Annotated in this window: 22 protein-coding genes; 12 read left to right on the top strand and 10 right to left on the bottom strand. The window is 66.1% G+C overall.

Translation table 11 applies throughout. The annotated features are described in order from the left end of the window. The 4 genes from prcA to dop all read right to left on the bottom strand — a co-directional run bounded on the left by prcA (position 1) and on the right by dop (position 3,421). Positions 1-726: a proteasome subunit alpha gene (gene prcA / locus H7J93_RS05560; RefSeq protein ID WP_267305283.1), complete on the bottom strand. Its 726-nt coding sequence runs from the start codon at positions 724-726 to the stop codon at positions 1-3. Beyond that, positions 723-1,628 (bottom strand): proteasome subunit beta, encoded by a 906-nt coding sequence (gene prcB, locus H7J93_RS05555; protein WP_267305282.1) that lies wholly within the window; start codon positions 1,626-1,628, stop codon positions 723-725. The genes prcA and prcB overlap by 4 nt, the downstream gene beginning before the upstream one ends. Continuing rightward, complete coding sequence (locus H7J93_RS05550; protein ID WP_267305281.1) at positions 1,625-1,819, bottom strand: ubiquitin-like protein Pup; 195 nt, start codon at positions 1,817-1,819, stop codon at positions 1,625-1,627. The genes prcB and H7J93_RS05550 overlap by 4 nt, the downstream gene beginning before the upstream one ends. Positions 1,820-1,924: 105 nt before the next feature. Next, positions 1,925-3,421, bottom strand: coding sequence for a pup deamidase/depupylase (gene dop, locus H7J93_RS05545; RefSeq protein ID WP_267305280.1), 1,497 nt, complete (start codon positions 3,419-3,421; stop codon positions 1,925-1,927). Between the two features lie 39 nt (positions 3,422-3,460). Here dop and H7J93_RS05540 point away from each other — a divergent pair, with 39 nt between their 5' ends. Genes H7J93_RS05540 through H7J93_RS05530 form a run of 3 tightly spaced genes read left to right on the top strand, consistent with a single transcriptional unit; the run spans position 3,461 to position 7,052 of the window. After that, on the top strand, positions 3,461-4,717 hold the full coding sequence (locus tag H7J93_RS05540) for a threonine/serine exporter family protein (protein ID WP_267305279.1): 1,257 nt from the start codon (positions 3,461-3,463) through the stop codon (positions 4,715-4,717). Next, entirely contained in the window at positions 4,710-5,852 is a 1,143-nt protein-coding gene (locus H7J93_RS05535) for a hypothetical protein (RefSeq protein WP_267305278.1), read from the top strand. The genes H7J93_RS05540 and H7J93_RS05535 overlap by 8 nt, the downstream gene beginning before the upstream one ends. Positions 5,853-5,882: 30 nt before the next feature. Beyond that, positions 5,883-7,052, top strand: a complete 1,170-nt coding sequence (locus tag H7J93_RS05530; protein WP_267305277.1) for a hypothetical protein — start codon at positions 5,883-5,885, stop codon at positions 7,050-7,052. 14 nt (positions 7,053-7,066) lie between these two features. On the opposite strand, the gene H7J93_RS05525 is transcribed toward H7J93_RS05530, so the two are convergent. Next, on the bottom strand, positions 7,067-7,708 hold the full coding sequence (locus H7J93_RS05525; protein ID WP_267305276.1) for a hypothetical protein: 642 nt from the start codon (positions 7,706-7,708) through the stop codon (positions 7,067-7,069). 262 nt (positions 7,709-7,970) lie between these two features. On the opposite strand from H7J93_RS05525, the gene H7J93_RS05520 reads away from it, so the two are divergent. After that, the gene (locus H7J93_RS05520) at positions 7,971-8,255 is read left to right on the top strand and encodes a DUF732 domain-containing protein (protein WP_267305275.1); all 285 of its coding nucleotides are present in this window, start codon (positions 7,971-7,973) and stop codon (positions 8,253-8,255) included. Between the two features lie 26 nt (positions 8,256-8,281). On the opposite strand, the gene arc is transcribed toward H7J93_RS05520, so the two are convergent. Next, the gene (gene arc / locus H7J93_RS05515; protein WP_267305274.1) at positions 8,282-10,111 is read right to left on the bottom strand and encodes a proteasome ATPase; all 1,830 of its coding nucleotides are present in this window, start codon (positions 10,109-10,111) and stop codon (positions 8,282-8,284) included. Between the two features lie 146 nt (positions 10,112-10,257). Here arc and H7J93_RS05510 point away from each other — a divergent pair, with 146 nt between their 5' ends. Genes H7J93_RS05510 through H7J93_RS05500 form a run of 3 tightly spaced genes read left to right on the top strand, consistent with a single transcriptional unit; the run spans position 10,258 to position 11,653 of the window. Next, on the top strand, positions 10,258-10,749 hold the full coding sequence (locus tag H7J93_RS05510; protein ID WP_264074047.1) for an MTB12 family secreted protein: 492 nt from the start codon (positions 10,258-10,260) through the stop codon (positions 10,747-10,749). A 7-nt stretch (positions 10,750-10,756) separates the two neighbouring features. Next, complete coding sequence (gene lppK / locus H7J93_RS05505) at positions 10,757-11,344, top strand: lipoprotein LppK (RefSeq protein ID WP_267305273.1); 588 nt, start codon at positions 10,757-10,759, stop codon at positions 11,342-11,344. A 12-nt stretch (positions 11,345-11,356) separates the two neighbouring features. Continuing rightward, positions 11,357-11,653 carry a DUF503 domain-containing protein gene (locus tag H7J93_RS05500; protein WP_267305272.1) on the top strand — a complete coding sequence of 99 codons (297 nt, stop codon included), beginning with the start codon at positions 11,357-11,359 and terminating at the stop codon, positions 11,651-11,653. Here the strand turns inward: H7J93_RS05500 and H7J93_RS05495 are convergent. Continuing rightward, the gene (locus H7J93_RS05495; protein WP_267305271.1) at positions 11,650-12,489 is read right to left on the bottom strand and encodes a tRNA (adenine-N1)-methyltransferase; all 840 of its coding nucleotides are present in this window, start codon (positions 12,487-12,489) and stop codon (positions 11,650-11,652) included. The two genes, H7J93_RS05500 and H7J93_RS05495, sit on opposite strands and share 4 nt — an antisense overlap. A gap of 84 nt (positions 12,490-12,573) precedes the next feature. On the opposite strand from H7J93_RS05495, the gene H7J93_RS05490 reads away from it, so the two are divergent. The 5 genes from H7J93_RS05490 (at position 12,574) to H7J93_RS05470 (ending at position 15,846) form a co-directional block, all read left to right on the top strand. Then, positions 12,574-13,464 (top strand): RecB family exonuclease, encoded by an 891-nt coding sequence (locus H7J93_RS05490; protein ID WP_267305270.1) that lies wholly within the window; start codon positions 12,574-12,576, stop codon positions 13,462-13,464. Next, on the top strand, positions 13,461-14,255 hold the full coding sequence (locus H7J93_RS05485; RefSeq protein WP_267305269.1) for a thioesterase family protein: 795 nt from the start codon (positions 13,461-13,463) through the stop codon (positions 14,253-14,255). Before H7J93_RS05490 ends, H7J93_RS05485 begins: the two co-directional genes overlap by 4 nt. A gap of 123 nt (positions 14,256-14,378) precedes the next feature. Continuing rightward, positions 14,379-14,696, top strand: a complete 318-nt coding sequence (locus H7J93_RS05480; RefSeq protein ID WP_267305268.1) for an ArsR/SmtB family transcription factor — start codon at positions 14,379-14,381, stop codon at positions 14,694-14,696. Then, complete coding sequence (locus H7J93_RS05475; RefSeq protein ID WP_267305267.1) at positions 14,693-15,202, top strand: SRPBCC family protein; 510 nt, start codon at positions 14,693-14,695, stop codon at positions 15,200-15,202. The genes H7J93_RS05480 and H7J93_RS05475 overlap by 4 nt, the downstream gene beginning before the upstream one ends. Next, a complete protein-coding gene (locus H7J93_RS05470; RefSeq protein ID WP_267305266.1) occupies positions 15,199-15,846 on the top strand; it encodes a flavodoxin family protein in 648 nt (215 codons plus the stop codon). Before H7J93_RS05475 ends, H7J93_RS05470 begins: the two co-directional genes overlap by 4 nt. Here the strand turns inward: H7J93_RS05470 and H7J93_RS05465 are convergent. The 3 genes from H7J93_RS05465 to hisG all read right to left on the bottom strand — a co-directional run bounded on the left by H7J93_RS05465 (position 15,797) and on the right by hisG (position 18,587). Beyond that, positions 15,797-17,167: an FAD-containing oxidoreductase gene (locus tag H7J93_RS05465; protein ID WP_267305265.1), complete on the bottom strand. Its 1,371-nt coding sequence runs from the start codon at positions 17,165-17,167 to the stop codon at positions 15,797-15,799. The two genes, H7J93_RS05470 and H7J93_RS05465, sit on opposite strands and share 50 nt — an antisense overlap. 10 nt (positions 17,168-17,177) lie before the next feature. Then, entirely contained in the window at positions 17,178-17,660 is a 483-nt protein-coding gene (locus H7J93_RS05460) for a DUF4126 family protein (protein WP_267305264.1), read from the bottom strand. 69 nt (positions 17,661-17,729) lie between these two features. Continuing rightward, positions 17,730-18,587 (bottom strand): ATP phosphoribosyltransferase, encoded by an 858-nt coding sequence (gene hisG / locus H7J93_RS05455; RefSeq protein ID WP_267305322.1) that lies wholly within the window; start codon positions 18,585-18,587, stop codon positions 17,730-17,732. Between the last annotated feature and the right edge of the window lie 3 nt (positions 18,588-18,590).

Below are 18,590 nucleotides of genomic sequence, written 5' to 3'. Positions count from 1 at the left end.
CTACTCCGGCTTGCTTTCATCCGTCGTATCGACGGGCAGCAGCGCTTCCAGCGCTGAGCCGGTGATCCGCCGGAAGGCACGGCGTGGCCGGTTCGCATCCAGGATCGCCACCTCCAGCGTCGACGGCCCGATCGGACGGGACTCGCCATTGCTGCCCGCCTTCAACGCGTCGATCGCCACCCTGGCGGCCTCCGCAAGTCCGGCGTTCTCGGTGTAGTTCTCGTTGAGCTTCTCGGTGATCGGTTCGGTGGCCCCACCCATCACGACGAAGTGGGGTTCGTCGTTGATCGACCCGTCGTAGGTGATCCGGTAGAGCTCAGGGGCTTTCGACTCACCATGGTGGGCGACCTCGGCCACACACAGCTCGACCTCGTACGGCTTCGCCTGTTCGGTGAAGATGGTGCCGAGCGCCTCGGCGTACACGTTGGCCAGCTGACGCCCGGTGACGTCGCGCCTGGCGTACGCGTAGCCCCGGGTGTCGGCGAACTGGATGCCGCCGCGGCGCAGCCTGTCGAACTCGTTGAACCGCCCGACGGCGGCGAAGCCGACCCGGTCGTAGAGCTCGCTGACCTTCTGCAGCGAGCGCGACGGGTTCTCGGCGACGAACAGCACGCCGTCGGCGTACGCGAGCGCGATGACGCTTCGGCCGCGGGCGATGCCCTTGCGCGCGAGCTCCGAACGCTCACGCATCGCCTGCTCAGGCGAGATGAAGTACGGAAAGCTCACTGGTCACCCCGTGCGTCGGTGGACCGGTGAGTGGCGTCCGGACCGAATGTGTCTGTCCGCGAACGGCTTTCGATGATCTGCCGGGCGAAGTCGGCGATGCGCTGCTCGGGCACTTCCTCCGCCCCTTCGGCACCGATTATCACGGCGGTCGGATAGATACCGCGCACCAGGTCTGGTCCACCCGTCGCGGAGTCGTCGTCGGCGGCGTCGTAGAGCGCCTCGATCGCGACCCGCAGCGCGGAGTCCGCATCATTCACCTGCGAGTACAGCTTCTTCATCGACGATTTGGCGAAGATCGAGCCCGACCCCACCGACTGGTAGCCCTCGTCCTCGTAGTTCCAGCCGCCCGCCGCGTCGAAGGACACGATGCGTCCTGCCGCTTCGGGGTTGGGGTCGTCGAGGTCGTAGCCGGCGAGCAGAGGCAGGGCGACAAAGCCCTGCAGCGCCGCGCCGAGGTTGCCGCGGACCATCGTCGCCAGGCGGTTGACCTTGCCGCCGAACGTCAGCGCGACGCCCTCGAGCTTCTCGTAGTGCTCGAGTTCGACGGCGTACAACCGGGCGAACTCGACGGCGATGGCCGCGGTGCCCGCGATCCCGGTCACCGTGTAGTCGTCGGTGATGTAAACCTTCTGCACGTCGCGGCCGGCGATCATGTTGCCCTGCGTGGACCTGCGGTCGCCCGCCATGACGACGCCGCCGGGGTATTTCAGGGCCACGATCGTGGTCCCGTGCGGCAGCGCGTCGGACGGGACGTCGGACGGCACGGCGTACCGGTTCACGGGCAACAGTTCGGGCGCCTGCCGGCGCAGCAGCTCAGAAAAGGACGACAAGTCCACGGGAAGCGGCGGTGCTCCTGGTAGCGGGGATGAGATGGACGGCTGTTCGCGGTGGGGCCAGGTCACTGGCCGCCCTTCTGGACATACGCGCGCACGAAGTCCTCGGCGTTCTCTTCCAGCACGTCATCGATCTCATCAAGCAGGTCGTCGGTTTCCTCGGCGAGCTTCTCGCGACGCTCCTGGCCCGCGCCTGCGTTGCCGGAGAGGTCGTCGTCTTCCCCGCCGCCACCACCACGCTTGGTCTGCTCCTGCGCCATCGAGGCCTCCTGCGTATGTCTGTGCCGTTGACGGTTGGGCATACTGCCCGCCCCGCCGTTACTCCACCCTACCGGTCAAAGGGCATATTGCTGTGGATAGCGCACTTAGTTGGTGAGCTGTTCTACCAATTCGACGGCGCTGTCCACGGAGTCCAGCAGGGCACCGACGTGGGCTTTACTCCCACGCAGCGGCTCCAGCGTTGGAATCCGGACGAGCGAATCGCCCCCGAGATCGAAGATCACCGAGTCCCAGCTGGCCGCGGCGATGTCGGCGCCGAACCTCCGCAGGCATTCGCCGCGGAAGTACGCCCTGGTGTCGGTGGGCGGGTTGTCGACGGCGTCGAGCACCTGTTGTTCGGTGACCAGCCGCTTCATCGACCCGCGCGCCACCAGCCGGTTGTACAGGCCCTTGTCGAGGCGGACATCCGAGTACTGCAGGTCGACCAGGTGTAGGCGAGGCGCCGACCAGTTGAGGTTCTCCCGCTGCCGGAAGCCCTCCAGCAGCCGCAGCTTGGCGGGCCAGTCGAGGATCTCCGCGCACTGCATCGGATCGCGCTCGAGCAGGTCGAGGATGTTGGCCCAGGTCTCCACGATGTCGGCTGCCCGCGGATCGCGGTCCCGGCTGTCGACCAGCTTGGCCACCCGGTCCAGGTAAAGCCGTTGCAGCGCAAGCGCCGTCAGCTCCCGGCCGTCGGCCAGTGCGACAGTCGCGCGCAGCGTGGGGTCGCGGCTGATGACATGGACGGCGTGCACCGGCCGGGCGAGTGCCAGATCGGAGAGGTCCATGCCCTCTTCGATCAGGTCGAGCACCAGCGCGGTGGTGCCGAGCTTGAGGTAGGTCGAGGTCTCCGACAGGTTCGCGTCGCCGATGATGACGTGCAGTCGCCGGTACTTGTCGGCGTCGGCGTGGGGCTCGTCGCGCGTGTTGATGATGCCGCGCTTGAGGGTCGTCTCCAGGCCGACCTCGACCTCGATGTAGTCGGACCGCTGGGACAGCTGGAACCCAGGCTCGTCGCCCGACGGGCCGATGCCGACGCGCCCGGATCCCGTGACCACCTGCCGGGACACCAGGAACGGCGTCAACCCCGCGATGACCGCCGAGAACGGCGTCTGACGCGACATCAGATAGTTCTCGTGGGAACCGTAGGAGGCGCCCTTGTTGTCGATGTTGTTCTTGTAAAGCTGCAGCTTGGCGGCCCCAGGGACGCTGGCCACGTGCCGCGCGGCCGCCTCCATCACCCGCTCGCCGGCCTTGTCCCAGATCACCGCGTCCAACGGGTCCGTGCACTCGGGTGCGGAGTACTCGGGGTGCGCGTGGTCGACGTACAACCGGGCACCGTTGGTCAGGATCATGTTGGCCGCACCGACCTCGTCGGCATCCACCACCGGCGGCGGTCCCGCCGAGCGGCTCAGGTCGAATCCGCGGGCATCCCGAAGTGGTGATTCCACCTCGTAGTCCCACCGCGTGCGCTTGGCACGCTGGATCCCCGCGGCGGCCGCGTAAGCGAGCACCGCCTGCGTCGAGGTCAGTATCGGATTCGCGGTTGGATCGGACGGCGAGGAGATGCCGTACTCGACCTCGGTTCCGATAATCCGCTGCATGTGGCCAGCCTAGGTGACGCACCGCAGTAGCCTGCGACCGTGCCGCCTGAGAAGGACGACCTAGCCGCGGACCGAAAGGCGGCCGCAAGCCGGTTCGTGGCCGAACTCGGCGCCACGATGTCCGCGGCCAACTACCCGGTGACCATGGTGCGCGCCGTGATGGAGGGAACGTCGAAGGCGTACGGCCTCGACAACCACTTCCTCGCTCTCCCGAATTACGTCCAGGTCGGCAGCCCGGTGGGTGACAGCCTTTACATCGCCAACACCGACTTCGTCCTGCGCTACGACCAGTCGTTCCCTCTGGCAAAACTCGTCGCGCGGGCACCGTCCGGAACGGTCGACCCCAAGGAGGGTATGGCCGAACTGAGTCGAATCCGCAACCTGGACAAGCGATTTCCGGTCTGGCTGACCATCGTCGGATACGCGGTGCAGAGCATGGGGCTGGCGCTGATCCTGCAGCCGACACCATGGAGCCTGGTCGGCGCGTCGATCCTGGGGCTGCTGGTCGGCACCCTCTCCGTGGTGGGCAGGCGCGTCGATTCGATCGGCTACATGCTGCCGACGATCTGCGCGTTCCTGGTGGCGCTCATCGTCTTCACTTTCAATCGGCACTGGCATGTCGGTATCGACAGCCTGCGTGCCCTTGCGGCTCCACTGGCCGTCTTTCTGCCAGGCGCCGCTATCACCCTGGCGGTCATCGAATTGTCCACTCGCCATGTGGTGTCGGGGTCGAGCCGGCTCGTCGCGGGTTTCATGCAGATCGTGCAGTTGGCATTCGGCATTCTGATCGCCGCACAGGTCGCCGGCATCGCCGACTCCAATCTGGTCACCACCGAACTGAACCGGCTCGGTCCGTGGGCGCCGTTTCTCGGGGTGGCTGTATACGGCCTCGGAGCCATGCTGAACTTCGGACCGCCGACGAAGTTCCTGCCGTGGATGCTGCTCATGCTCTACACCGCCTACGCGGGCCAGTGGCTCGGCAACGCCCTGCTAGGCAGCTACGCCAGCGGATTCGGCGGCGGGTTGACCCTGATCCTGTTCGCGCTGGCGATTTCGCACCGCCCGAACACCCCGCCGACGGTGTCGCTGGTACTCCCGGGCTTCTGGTTGCTCGTGCCCGGCTCGCTTGGCTTCATGGGCATGACACAGCTTCTCGGCACACACAGCACCGCCATGTTCACCGCTACCTTGATCTCGATGATGTCCATCGCGGTTGGTGTGCAAAGCGGACTGGTGTTGTGGCGGGCGGCGATCCAGCTCACCGGTAACCCACGACGGCGGGCGCTGCATGATTGAAGTCGAACAGCGACGGGCCGCCGATGCCTGGTTCCTGGCACACGGTCTGCCTGCCGTGTTGCGCCCCGGCCGGCTGGTCCGTCGACTCTGGCCCCGTTCCGCGCCTGCCCTGGCGGCTTTCGCGGTGTTCATGGTCAATTCCGCGGTCGTCGTCCAGGTCACCGGCAAGCACACGATCAACATCGAGGGCGAACCGACGCGCACGGAGTGGTTTGTGTTGGGGCTGCTCATCCTCGTCCTGCCGCTGGCGTCGCTGGTCGGCTGGCTGGTGTCGAGAATCTCGACCGTGCGCGGCCGCACGGTGGCGGCGGCCGTTGCGCTGGTCGTCGGGGTCGCAGGCGGCATCATCGGCGGGCCCAGCCATCGGCTGCTGGCCGATCTGATCTTCGAGGCGGTGGTGATCGCGGCCATCTTGGCGCTCACCGCATCCGGGTTGGGTTCCATCCTGTCGTGGACTGTGCGGATGACCCTCTCGCATCTCGCGGCCGTGGGATCTCTGATGATCCGCGCGCTACCGGTGATGCTGCTGACCTTTCTCGTGTTCTTCAATTCGCCGGTATGGCTGATGGCGGCCAACGTCTCGCGCGCCCGGATGTGGGGCGCGATCGTGTTCCTCAGCGTGATCGCGGCCGCGTTCGTGGTCGCCGTCACCGTCGACCGGTTCGAGCCGGTCATCGAGGCGCCCGACGCCGACGTTCGTGATTCGCGACTGGCCGGTACCCCGTTTTCGGCGATGCCCGACCCGTCGGAGATTCAGGCCCTCAACCGTGCCGAGCGGCTCAATGTCATGTTCGTGCTGGCCGTTTCGCAACTCGCGCAGATCTTCGCGGTCGCCATCGTCATCGCGCTGATCTTCTTGGTCCTCGGCCTGATACTCATCTCACCGGATCTGCTGGGAGCCCTGACACAAGGCAAGGGGCCCAGCGACGGAACCGTTCTCGGCATGACGATCCCGGTGCCGCAACCGTTGATTCACGTGACGATGTTCCTCGCCGCGCTGACGTTCATGTACGTCAGCGCGAGGTCCGCCGGCGACGGCGAATACCGCAAGCAGTTTCTCGATCCGCTGAGCGAGGACCTACGGATGACGCTGGTCGCCCGGAATCGCTACCGCGCGACCGTTCCGGCGCGCTGACGCGTTCTCCGGCCGTATTTCGCGCACAATATGCGCGTGTCCGACATGCGGAGCGTCCACGAGTGGTTTCTCCGTCGCGGACTGCCGCTGGTCCTGACGCGGCGGGTGCGCTCCCACGCGCTGATCGAGCGGTCCGCACCGATGGTCAGCGGCATCGGAGCGCTGATCGCGCTGACGATGACACTTGCGGAGCTGACGGACGCCGAACCGGACTACGGCTATGCGATCCGGCTCGGCGTGCTCACCCTGCTTCTCGTCGCCGCACCGTTCGCGCTCTACCTGCTGCACCGTTCCGGCACGACACGCGGTGAGGCGGGGCGGATGTCGGGCGCCCTGCTCGTGATGGCGCTGTTCGTGTTCGGGCTGCCGTTCGCCGACAGCGGGTTCTCCGGGCTCGCTGCGGCGGAGATCGTCGGCTTCGCGGTGGTCGCCGTACTGGCGGTCTGGCTGACGTACCTCGGCATCGGCTCAATTGTGCTGTGGGCGTTCAGGTTCGCATGGCTTCAGTTCGGCGCGCTCGGCACATTGATGAGCCGGGCTCTGCCGCTGTTGATGTTGACCGTCGTGGTGTACTTCACCGGCGAGCTGTGGCAGCTGGCGTCGCGCATGACGCGGCAACGGCTCTGGCAGACCATCGGATTCCTCGCCTTGGTCGCGATCATCTTCATGGTCACCACGATTCGCGATGAAGTGATGGCGTTGCGCAACGACCGCGCCGAACAGACGAACCCGGCCAAACTCCTCGAGGGCACACCGCTGGCCATCGCCGACGGCCACACCCCCGCCCGCACCCCGCTGTCCCTCGCCGAACAGGTCAACGTCGTCGCGGTGATGGTGGTCGCGCAGGCCATCCAGGTGGTGCTCTTCACCGGAGGCCTTTTCGCCTTTTTCGTGGCGCTCGGAATCGTCGCGGTGCCCGACGACGTGGCGGTGCTGTGGTCGTCGGAGGAGTCGTGTCCGGTCGGTGAACCGCCCTGCGCGGGAACCTGGTTCGGCGTCCACGTTCCGGTGGCGCAGACGGTCGTGCACGTGTCGCTGTTCGTCGCCGTGCTTTCGGGTCTGTACTTCACCGTCAGCACCAGCGTCGACCCGATCTATCGGGAGCGTTTCTTCGACCCGTTGGTCTCCGATGTGGCGGTGAGCCTGGCCGGGCGCGATGCCTATCTCGAGATGGATGGCAAGATAAAGCCCTCCGATTAGCTTCCGCGCCTGCGCTACTGGGACGACTGCAGGGAATAGCTGTTCTTCAGATCGTCCTGGGTGACGCTCGCGTCCTGGCCGGTCGTGTCGACGCGCAGCGTCGAGGTAGGCGTGCGCGCTTCGTACCGCCAGCCCGGTGGCAGCGAGAGGCGGCTGGCGAGACCGGGAAGGTCGGCCAGCGACAATGTCGGATCGACGATCTGACTGAACGTCTGCATGACCCAGCGTCGGCCGTCCGGGTCGATGAGTTCATAGATTTCGCGGCCTGCGTCGAAGACGAAGAGCGCCTTACGGTCCACCCGGTTGGGCTGATACGGCGCCGGATTCATCGACGATAGCTGCACCGTAGCCTGCCGGATCATCTCCAGCCCTCCGAATGTCTTGTGCTCCAAGTCCTCTCGGTCACGCTTGCCGATCGCGCTCATCAACCAGTATCGCGGGCCGTTGAGCAGGGCAGCCACCGCGTTGTTCTCTGCGGCGATGGCTTGTGCGTCGAGCTTGTCCCACAGTTCGGCCGGACAATCGTTGAGGGGGAACGTGTTGTAGACGGTCGCCTCGGGACCCGATTCCCCGGCGCGGACCAGAAGTACCTCGCCGTAGCGCTTTCCGAATACGTCACCGATCAGGGTGACATCGCTTTGAGGGTCTTCAGGCATATCGCGAAATTATGGCGTTGCGCCCCGCGCACGTGCGCGAATTGCGGGTATTTGGTCGCGTGTCGGTCCGTTCGCGGAGTTTGCTGGCGTTGTTTGCCCAGCTCAACGTCCCTGTGCCGGGATATTGACGACAACGACGATTCAAGGTGCGAATGCAAAATCCCTGTTCTACACTGCGCCAAGCAACGTCCCGAGTGGTCCCGTGACCACGCCCAGGCCTCGGCAAACGGTGCGCAACCAAAGGGTGAAGGGATCTACAACCATGAAGAAGCTCATCGTGGCCTCGTTCGCGGCGTTGGCACTCGGCCTCGCTGTCGCGGCACCGGCCTACGCGGACCAGGACAGCTTTATCGTCGACCTTGCCAACAACGGCTGGGACGGACCCGTCGATGCCGCGGTGGCACTGGGGAACCAGATCTGCAGCGACATCGCCAACGGTGTGCCCGAGTCCGAGACGTTGCAGACGATCTCGGACAACACCACCGATGGTGTGGAACCGAAGGACGCGAAGACGTTCTACGAAGCAGCGGCCAACAACCTCTGCTGACGCCGGCTCGATCTGGGCCGGTACCCCTACAGGTACTGGCCCAGATTCGACTCGGTGTCGATCGCGCGTGAGGCGCTCGAGGACTTACCGGTGACCAGCGTGCGGATGTAGACGATCCGCTCGCCTTTCTTGCCCGAAATCCGTGCCCAGTCATCGGGATTCGTGGTGTTGGGCAGGTCTTCGTTTTCGGCGAACTCGTCGACGATCGAGTCGAGCAGATGCTGGATGCGAAGACCAGGCTGCCCCGTTTCCAGCACCGACTTGATCGCGTTCTTCTTCGCGCGGTCAACGACATTCTGGATCATGGCCCCGGAGTTGAAGTCCTTGAAGTACATGACTTCCTTGTCACCGTTGGCGTAGGTGACCTCCAGGAACCGGTTGTCATCGATCTCGGCGTACATCCGGTCGACGACCTTCTCGATCATCGCCTTCAGGCACGCCGCCCGGTCGCCGCCGAACTCGGCGAGATCGTCGGCGTGCACCGGCAGATCCTCGACGAGGTACTTGCTGAAGATGTCCTGGGCCGCCTCGGCATCCGGACGTTCGATCTTGATCTTGACGTCCAGTCGGCCGGGCCGCAGGATCGCCGGGTCGATCATGTCCTCACGGTTGGAGGCGCCGATCACGATGACGTTCTCCAGCCCCTCCACGCCGTCGATCTCCGACAGCAGCTGCGGGACCACCGTCGTCTCCACATCGGAGCTGACACCCGTGCCGCGGGTGCGGAAGATCGAGTCCATCTCGTCGAAGAACACGATCACGGGGGTGCCTTCGGACGCCTTCTCGCGCGCCCGCTGGAAGATCAACCGGATGTGACGTTCGGTCTCACCGACGAACTTGTTGAGCAGCTCGGGACCCTTGATGTTGAGGAAGTAGCTCTTGGCCTCGCGGGCGTCGTCGCCGCGGACCTCGGCCATCTTCTTGGCCAGGGAGTTGGCCACCGCCTTGGCGATCAGCGTCTTGCCGCAGCCGGGCGGGCCGTACAGCAGCACGCCCTTGGGCGGGCGCAGTGAGTACTCCCGGTAGAGCTCCTTGTGTAGGAACGGCAGCTCGACGGCGTCGCGGATCTGCTCGATCTGCCGGCCAAGGCCGCCGATGTCGTTGTAGCTGACGTCGGGGACCTCTTCGAGGACCAGATCCTCGACCTCGGCCTTCGGGATGCGCTCGAACGCATACCCGGCCTTGGTGTCGACCAGCAGGGAGTCGCCCGGACGCAGCTTGCGCGGACGGTCGTCGTTCCCGTCGCCGGTCTCGTCGTCGGACAGCCCCTCGGCCGCCACCAGGGGTTCGGCCAACCAGACGATGCGCTCCTCGTCGGCATGGCCGACCACGAGCGCGCGGTGCCCGTCGGAGAGGATCTCGCGCAGTGTGCTGATCTCACCGACGGCTTCGAAGTGGCCCGCCTCGACCACGGTCAGTGCCTCGTTGAGCCGGACCGTCTGGCCCTGCTTGAGAGTCTTGGTGTCGATGTTCGGCGAGCATGACAGCCGCATCTTGCGCCCGGAGGTGAACACGTCGACGGTCTCGTCGTCCTGAACTGACAGCAGCACGCCGTATCCGCTCGGCGGCTGACCAAGGCGGTCGACCTCCTCACGCAGCGCCAGCAATTGCTGCCGCGCTTCCTTGAGGGTCTCCATCAGTTTGGCGTTTCGGGCCGCGAGCGAATCAATCCTGGCCTCGAGCTGGTGGACATCTCGCGCGCTGCGCAGACCGCTCTGCGGTCCTACGGCACTCTCCAGCTGCTCACGCAACATGGCCGCCTCACGGCGCAGCTCTTCGAGTTCTGCGGCATCGTCGCTGGACATGCCGGACTCGCGGGGTGTACCAAACCCTTCAGAACGCTCGGACTCGCTCATTGTGCGCTCCTCCCCGCACCGGATGTTGGTGCAGTAACAACTTCAACGCTACCGGCGATTCAGCCATTGTGTGCGCTCTAGGAATTCGACACACCAGCAGCACTTGTTAGCCTCATTCCTGAGTTGGGCCTATCGAAAGGACAATCGTGACCCTGAAAGCCCTCGTTAGCGGCACGGCAGCCGCCGCGGTGATCGCCGGAGCCGCGGTGGGTGTGACGTCCATTGCATCCTCAGATGTGATGAACTCGCCGCGCGTTGCGCCGGTCTCCTGGGACATTCCGATGCCCGAGACGCCCGCACCCGATCTGGAGGGCGCACTGCTCGCGACGCTTCAGGCGCTCGGCGGACCGGGTCTGTCCGCAGGCAAGGCGCCGTACATCCAGGGCGGCATCGGCCGCATCGAGGGCCGCGTCGCCGACACGAAGCTGCGTGAGGCACAGGCCGAGGGCAAGTTCCCGCTGTCGTTCACGCTCGCCAACATCGACCAGAACGGCCCCGTGGTGACCGCCGACGTCACCGCGACCGCAGCCAACGGCGGGGTCGCGAGCCAGAGCATCGCGTTCGTGCCCGGCCCCAGCCCCACTGGCTGGCAGATGTCCAAGCAGTCGCTCATGGCCTTGATGTCTGCTGTCGGCTAAGCAGCCTTTGCACCGAAGTGTCGTAATCCTGAGCGCCGTCGCAGTCGCGGCGGCGTTCGGGCTTGGCGCATGTGGCGCCGAGCGCGAGGAGAAGCCCGCCGCACCGTCTGAATCGCCGTCTGAATCGGTGGCCGACGCTCCTCCGCCCATCGTGCCCGCGCCTGCGCCGGTGGCGCCTGCGGAGCCGCTGCCCCCACCGACGGCGTTGTCCGACGTGATGAACAGGATCGCCGACTCCGCCGTCCCCGGCGCGGAGAAGACTGCACTGATCGAATCCGCCGCGCCGGCCGACGCCGCCGCGATGGACAAGTTCGGGGTGGCGCTGCGCCAGGCCGGCTACGACCCCGTCAGCTTCGAGGCCAGGGATCTGCGCTGGGTCCAAGGCTCGACGGAAAGGGTGTCGGCGCTGGTGACCCTCAAGACCGAGAACCCCCAGGCCGGCGATTTCACGTATCCGATGGAGTTCACCTTGACCGGCGGCGCCTGGCAGCTCGCCCGTCGCACTGCCGATGAGCTGCTGGGCGAGGACTCGCCTGCGCCAAGCCCGAGTTCGGCCGCCCCTGCACCGCCCGCTCCCCCAGAGCCTCCGCGCTGACCGCGAACTCGGATGTGGATCGGCTGGCTCGAATTCGACTTGCTGCTTGGGGACGTGCGCTCGCTCAAGCAGAAGCGCTCGATCGTCCGCCCGGTGATCGCTGAACTCCAGCGCCGCTTCGCGGTGTCGGCCGCCGAGACCGGTTCCCAGGACCTGTATCGGCGTGCGGGCATCGGCATGGCGGTGGTGTCGGCCGACCACGGCCATCTAATCGAGGTGCTGGACGCTGCGGAACGGCTGGTGGCGTCACGACCCGAGGTGGAGCTGTTGTCCGTTCGGCGCGGTGTGCGGCGAAGCACCGACGACTAGATGCTCCCGCCGAGCTGACGCTTGCGCCGCAACGGCATTGGCGCAATCGCACCCGGCGCCAATTTGCGCACGTTGATCAGAAATGCCGTGTGCCCGCGCATCGTGTGTTGCGGACGCACCGCCAACCCGACGACGTGCCACCCGCGCTGCATGCTCTCCCAGGCCCGCGGCTCGGTCCAGCATTTCTGTTCGCGCAGCGCCTCGACCGTCCGCGAGAGTTGCGTGACGGTCGCGACGTAGATCATCAGCACACCGCCCGGCACGAGCGCGTTGGCCACCGACTCCAGTACCTCCCACGGCGCCAGCATGTCGAGCACCACCCGGTCCACTTCCGGGCCCGCGTAGTCGCTGAGGTCTGCGATCACCAGCTCCCAGTTGGCCGGACGCTCGCCGAAGAAGGTCGTGACGTTGCGCACCGCGTGCTCACCGTGGTCCTCGCGCACCTCGTAGGACCTGACGCGTCCCTCGGGTCCCACGGCTCGCAACAGCGAGCAGGTGAGCGCCCCCGAGCCCGCGCCAGCCTCCAGAACACGGGCGCCGGGAAAGATGTCGCCCTCGTGGACGATCTGGGCGGCGTCCTTCGGGTAGACGACCTGCGCGCCGCGAGGCATGGACATCACGTAGTCGACCAGCAGCGGCCGCAGCACCAGGAACTGATCGCCGTTGGTGGACTTCACCACACTGCCCTCGGGCAGCCCGATCACCGAATCGAGGTCGATGATTCCGCGATGCGTGTGGAACTCCCCGCCGGGGGTCAGGACCATCGTGTAGTGCCTGCCCTTCGCGTCGGTGAGCTGCACTCGATCACCGACGGCGAAGGGTCCGGTCCTGTTCACAGCAGTTCAGCCTGCCAGTCAACGCGCCGCGACGGGTGCGCGGGGTTGCCAAATTTTGTCGGAGTGTCGCCATACGCTGAGACCGTGACAGATACGCCGGAATCCGCCGCCGTCCGGCGTCCCGCGCTGTCGCCGTCCCGGGCCGCCGACTTCAAGCAGTGTCCGTTGCTGTACCGGTTCCGCGCCATCGACCGGCTGCCCGAACCGTCCTCCACGGCTCAGGTCCGCGGCTCGGTCGTCCATGCCGCCTTGGAGCAGCTGTACGCGCTCCCTGCGGACCAGCGCGGGCCCACCACCGCGATGTCGCTCGTCGACCCGGCGTGGCAGCGCCTGGTGGCGGCACAACCCGACCTCGCCGACGCCTTCGAACCGGACCTGCGGGCTGTCCTGCTCGATGAGGCACGCGCACTGCTGTCGGGTTACTACCGCCTGGAGGATCCGACCCGGTTCGAGCCGCAGAGCTGCGAGCAGCGCGTCGAGGTCGAACTGGAGGACGGCACCCTGCTGCGCGGCTTCGTCGACCGTATCGACGTCGCGCCCACCGGTGAGCTTCGGATCGTCGACTACAAGACCGGTAAGGCGCCGCCAGAGGCGCGGGCGCTGGCCGAGTTCAAGGCCATGTTCCAGATGAAGTTCTACGCCGTCGCACTGCTGCGGTCCCGCGGTGTGCTGCCCGCGCGGCTGCGTCTGCTGTACCTGTCCGACGGCACCGTGCTGGACTACTCCCCCGATCTCGACGAGCTGCTGCGCTTCGAGAAGACGCTGATGGCGATCTGGACAGCCATCCAATCTGCCGGTGCCACAGGCGATTTCCGACCAAGCCCGTCACGCATGTGCGACTGGTGTGCACACCACGCCCGCTGTCCGGTGTTCGGCGGCACGCCACCGCCCTACCCCGGTTGGCCGACGGTTCCCGACGAGGGCTCCGGCGCTGAGGACGAGGTCGTCCTGCGCGCCTCGGGGACGGCTGCGTGATCGACTGCTACTACCGGCGAGCCGGAACCGACGGCGATTCGCAGATCTTCGAATCCACCGACGGCACGCGCAGCAACTGGGACCCCGAAATTCAGCACGGGTCACCGCCTCTCGCGCTGATGACCAAGCTGATCGAGGAAGCGACCGCCGACTCCGGGCTGCGAATCGCCCGGACGACGCTGGACATCCTCGGCGCCATCCCGGTCACCCGCGTGCGGGTGCGCAGCTGGGTGCAACGGCCGGGTGCGCGAATCTGCCTGTGGGCAGCCGAGATGTCGGCGCACCGCGAGGACGGCACCGAGCGGGTGGTCGCGCGAGTCGCGGCGTGGCTGCTGGCCACCAGTGACACCTCCGATGCGGCCACCGACCGGTATCCCGCGCTGGTCGAGGGTGAGGCGGTCGAGGTGCCGCACAGCTGGGCGGGCGCGAAGGGCTATCTGGAGACGGTGAGCTGGCGTCGCCAGCACGACACCGGTGAGTCCGGAAACGTGGTCTGGCTCGGTCCCCTTGTGCCGCTGGTGGATTCGGAGCCGACGACCGCACTGCAGCGCCTCGCGATGGTGGTGGATTCCGCGAACGGCGCCGGCGCGGCGTTGGATCCCGAGCAATTCATCTTCATGAACACCGACACCGCGGTGCACTTGCATCGGCTGCCGGAGGGCGCCGACTTCGCGCTTCGCTCGCGCGCCTCGATCGGACCCGATGGCATGGGTGTGACGACCGCAGAGCTTTTCGATCGTCGTGGGTTCATCGGGACGTCGGCGCAGACGTTGCTCGTGATGCGCCGCTAGCCGCCAGTCGATCGAGACTGTGCATAGATCGCGTTTTCAGGCTCAGGGGCGATCTGTGAGCAGTCTCGAACCGGGCTCTATATGTGCTTGCGTCTATATAGATAAATTGCAATACTTGCAGGCATGGACGTCTTCGAAGCCGTCGCCGAACCGAGCAGGCGCGCGCTGCTGGACGCGCTCGCCGACGGTGAGCGGACGGCGGGCGAGCTTGTCGCCACCCTGCCGGCATTGACCCAGCCGACGGTGTCACGCCATCTGCGCGTGCTGCGCGAGGTCGGCCTCGTCGAGGTCCGCCCCGACGCGCAGCGCCGCATCTACGCACTGCGGGCCGACGGACTCGTCGCGATCGACGAATGGATCGACCGCTATCGCCGGTACTGGGCCGGCCACCTCGACGCCCTGGAACGGCATCTGGAAACCAAGCACGGAGAGCCAACATGACCGGTCGCGAAGGACGACTCACGGTCGACGGCGACCGGGCGGTGCTCACCTTCGAACGCCGACTGCCCTTCCCCGTCGAGGCGGTGTGGTCGGCGATCACCGATCCCGCCGAACGCGAGCAGTGGTTCGGCGTCACGACGATCGACGGTCGCGAAGGCGGAAGCATCGACATGGTGGCGACAGCCCCGCCGCTGCCGCCCGAGCGCAAACGAATGACGGGCCGCATCCTGGTGTGGGATCCGCCCCACGTGCTCGAACACGAATGGAAGCAACCCATCGTCGAGGACGGTGTCGTGCGCTACGAGCTCACCGCCGACGGCGACGGCACCCTGCTGCGCTTTACACATCGCGGGCTCGGTGTGCGCAATGCCGGCGGATTCCGCGGCGGCACACACGCTTTCCTCGATCGCCTGGAAGCCTACCTCGCCGGCGACGAGCTGCCCGACTGGACGCAACGCCGCCTCGAGGTCATCTCATCACTGAACACCGGAGGCGAACACACATGACACACAACGGGTTCGATATCGCCGCACCCAGCTTGGCGATCGCATACCACTCAGGGTTCGGACACACCGCGACGCTCGCCGCAGCCGTCCCTGCCGGCGCATCGGAGGCCGGCGCTGACGTGACGATGATCGCCGTCGACCGGATGGGCGAAACGGATTGGGACGTACTCGACTCGGCGGACGGCATCGTGTTCGGCTCCGCAACCTACATGGGCAACGTGTCGGCGGCGTTTCAATCGTTCGCCGAGCAGACCGGTCGTCGCTGCATCGAGGGCACCTGGCGCGACAAGGTTGCGGCGGGGTTCACCAACTCCGGGGGCAAGAGCGGCGACAAGCTGAATACCCTGCTGTCCCTGGCGGTTTTCGCGGCCCAGCACCACATGCACTGGGTCAATCTCGGCCTTCCTCCCGGCTGGAACAGCTCGACCAGCAGCGAGGACGACCTCAATCGCCTGGGTTTCTTCATCGGTGCGGGCGCACAGACCAACATCGACGCGAACTCGGATGCGGTCCATCCCTCCGATGTTCGGACGTGTCGCCATCTCGGATGGCGCGTCGCGCACGTCACGCGGCAGCTCAACGTCGGACGTGCCGCTAGTCCAGCGGCTTCAGTTCCTGGAGCATCGTCGGCACCAGCTCACTGACGGTCGGATGGATGTGCATGGTCCGGGATATCGCGGTGTAGGGCTTTTTGGCGGTCATGATGTCGAGGATTGAGTGGATGACCTCATCACCGCCGACGCCGAGGATCGCTGCGCCGAGGATCTGCTCGGACTCCGCGTCGACGACGATCTTCATGAACCCCTGCGTCTCCCCCTTCTCGACAGCGCGGCCGACGCGCGTCATCGGCCGTTTGCCCACCAACGCCTTTCGTCCCGATTTGCGAACCTCGTCGACCGTCATACCGGCGCGCCCCAGAGGCGGGTCGATGTAAAGCGCGTACGTGGTGACTCGATCGCTCACCCGCCGCGGATCATCATCGAGCAGATTCGCCGCGACGATCTCGAAGTCGTTGTAGGAGGTGTGGGTGAACGCTCCGCGACCGTTGCAGTCCCCCATCGCCCAGATGTGTTCGACGTTCGTGCGCAGCTGGTCGTCGACGACGATGTAACCGCGGTGGTCAGTCTCCACACCCGCCGCGTCGAGGCCCAGGTCGTCGGTGTTGGGTTGACGTCCGACGGCCATCAGCAGATGGGTGCCGGCGATCGGCTGTGCACCATCGCGCGGAGTGACCTCGAAGCCGTTGCCGCGCTTGGCGAATCGGATATCAGTGGCGTCGACGACCACGTCGATGCCCTCGGCCTCCAGGATCTCCTTGATGGTCGCGGAAACGTCCTCGTCCTCCCGGGAGGTCAGTCGCGGACCCTTCTCGATCACCGTCACCCGGGCACCGAAGCGGCGGTACATCTGGGCGAACTCCAAGGCGATGTAGCTCCCGCCGACGATGGCCAGATGTTCTGGCACGGTGTCGAGTTCGAGGATGCCGATATTCGTCATGTAGTCGATCTCGGAGAGCCCCGGCATGGACGGGGCCACCGCCCGGCCGCCGACATTGAGGAATATCTTGTCGGCCTCGAGCAACCGGTCGTCCACCCTCACCGTGTGCGGGCTTTCGAAGCGGGCGTGACCGCGGATGAACGTCGCGCCCTTCATGCCCTCCAGCCAGGACTCGACGCCCTCGCGGTCACCGCGCACGATCTTGTCCTTGCGTGCCTTGACTGCGGCTATATCGATGCTGATATCGCCTGTGCCGATGCCGAATTCGGCTCCTCGGCGTGCGACGTGGGCGGCGTGCGCACTGGCTACCAGTGTCTTGGTGGGAATGCAGCCGTAGTTGACGCAGGTCCCGCCGACGAGCTTGCGTTCGATCACGGCGACGGTGTGACCGGCTTCGGTCAACCGGCCTGCCAGCGGCGGCCCGGCCTGGCCGGCGCCGATGATGATTGCGTCGAATGTTTCGGTCATAGAACGCGGTTCAGACGAAGCTGACCAGGAAGGCGATCAGGAAGCCGCCGCCCACCGCCACCACGTCCTCGAGGAAGGCGCCCGGCCGGTCCTTGCCGTTGTTGGCTTCATAGAGCTTCGTTCTGACCGCCGCTCCGCCCAGTGTGCCCAACACCGCGCCGACGATGCCGGCGCCGAGTGCACTGAAAGTGTGGAAGAACGCGCTGCCGATCACCGCACCTGCGAACCCACCCATGATGAGCCTGGTGATGAACTGCGGTGCCGTCTTACGACTGGGCGTCTTCGGAAGCTGGTCGGTGACCAGTTCGACGAGCAGGAAGATTGTGAGGACGGTGACGGTGATCGGGTGCGCCACCCATTCCGACCACTTGCCGTCGAGGTTGATCCACCCGAGCAGAGCCCCCCAGGCGATTACCGCCGGGGCGGTCATCGCCCGCAACCCGGCGATCACGCCGATCAGCAGAGCGAGCACGAGAACGAGGAAATGCGTCATGCCAACCTCCGTACCGGGAGAAGACGATCCCCGGACGCTAACACGGTTAGCTGGGCATGACCTGCCGAATCAGAAGCGGCAGAACCGGATGTCCGACGCCAGTATCGCCTTGGCGCCGATCGCCGCGAGTTTGTCCATGATGTCGTTGACGTCGCGTCGAGGCACCAGCGCCCGCACCGCCACCCACGCCGGATCGGCGAGCGGCGCGATGGTGGGCGACTCCAGACCCGGGGTGACCGCGCTGGCTTCTTCGAGCACGGTGCGCGGACAGTCGTAGTCGAGCATCAGATATTGCTGTCCGAACACGACGCCCTGGACACGCGCTGCCAGTTGGTCGCGGGCAAGCGTGATTTCGGCCGGCTCGTCGTCGACGTCGGTGCGCTCGATGAGCACCGCCTCCGAATCACACAGGGGTTCCCCGAAGGCCGCGAGGTTGTGCAGCCGCAGAGTGCGACCCGAGCCGACCACGTCTGCGATCGCATCGGCAACGCCGAGCTGCACAGAGATCTCCACCGCACCGTCGAGTCGAATGACCGTCGCCTCAATCCCCCTTGCGGCGAGGTCTTTTCGCACCAGGTTGGGAAACGCCGTCGCGATTCGCTTACCCGCAAGATCCTCGACACTCCACTGCGCATCGGCAGGTCCCGCGTAACGGAACGTCGACGACCCGAAGCCAAGGGCGAGTCGCTCCCGCACCGGAGCGTCGGATTCCCACGCCAGATCGCGGCCCGTGATACCGAAATCCAGCTGTCCGGAACCGACGTAGATCGCAATGTCCTTCGGCCGCAGGAAGAAGAATTCGACGTTGTTCGCCGGATCGATGACCGTCAGATCCTTGGGGTCGGTGCGGCGCCGGTAGCCGGCCTCCGACAGGATCTCGGCGGCCGATTCGGAAAGCGTCCCCTTGTTGGGCACGGCGACGCGCAGCGT

Origin of the sequence: Mycobacterium barrassiae (genome assembly GCF_025822765.1) — a bacterium.
Taxonomy (GTDB): Bacteria; Actinomycetota; Actinomycetes; order Mycobacteriales; family Mycobacteriaceae; genus Mycobacterium; species Mycobacterium barrassiae.
Note: the sequence above shows the minus strand (reverse complement) of the source record. Positions and strands in the feature narration are given on the sequence as shown.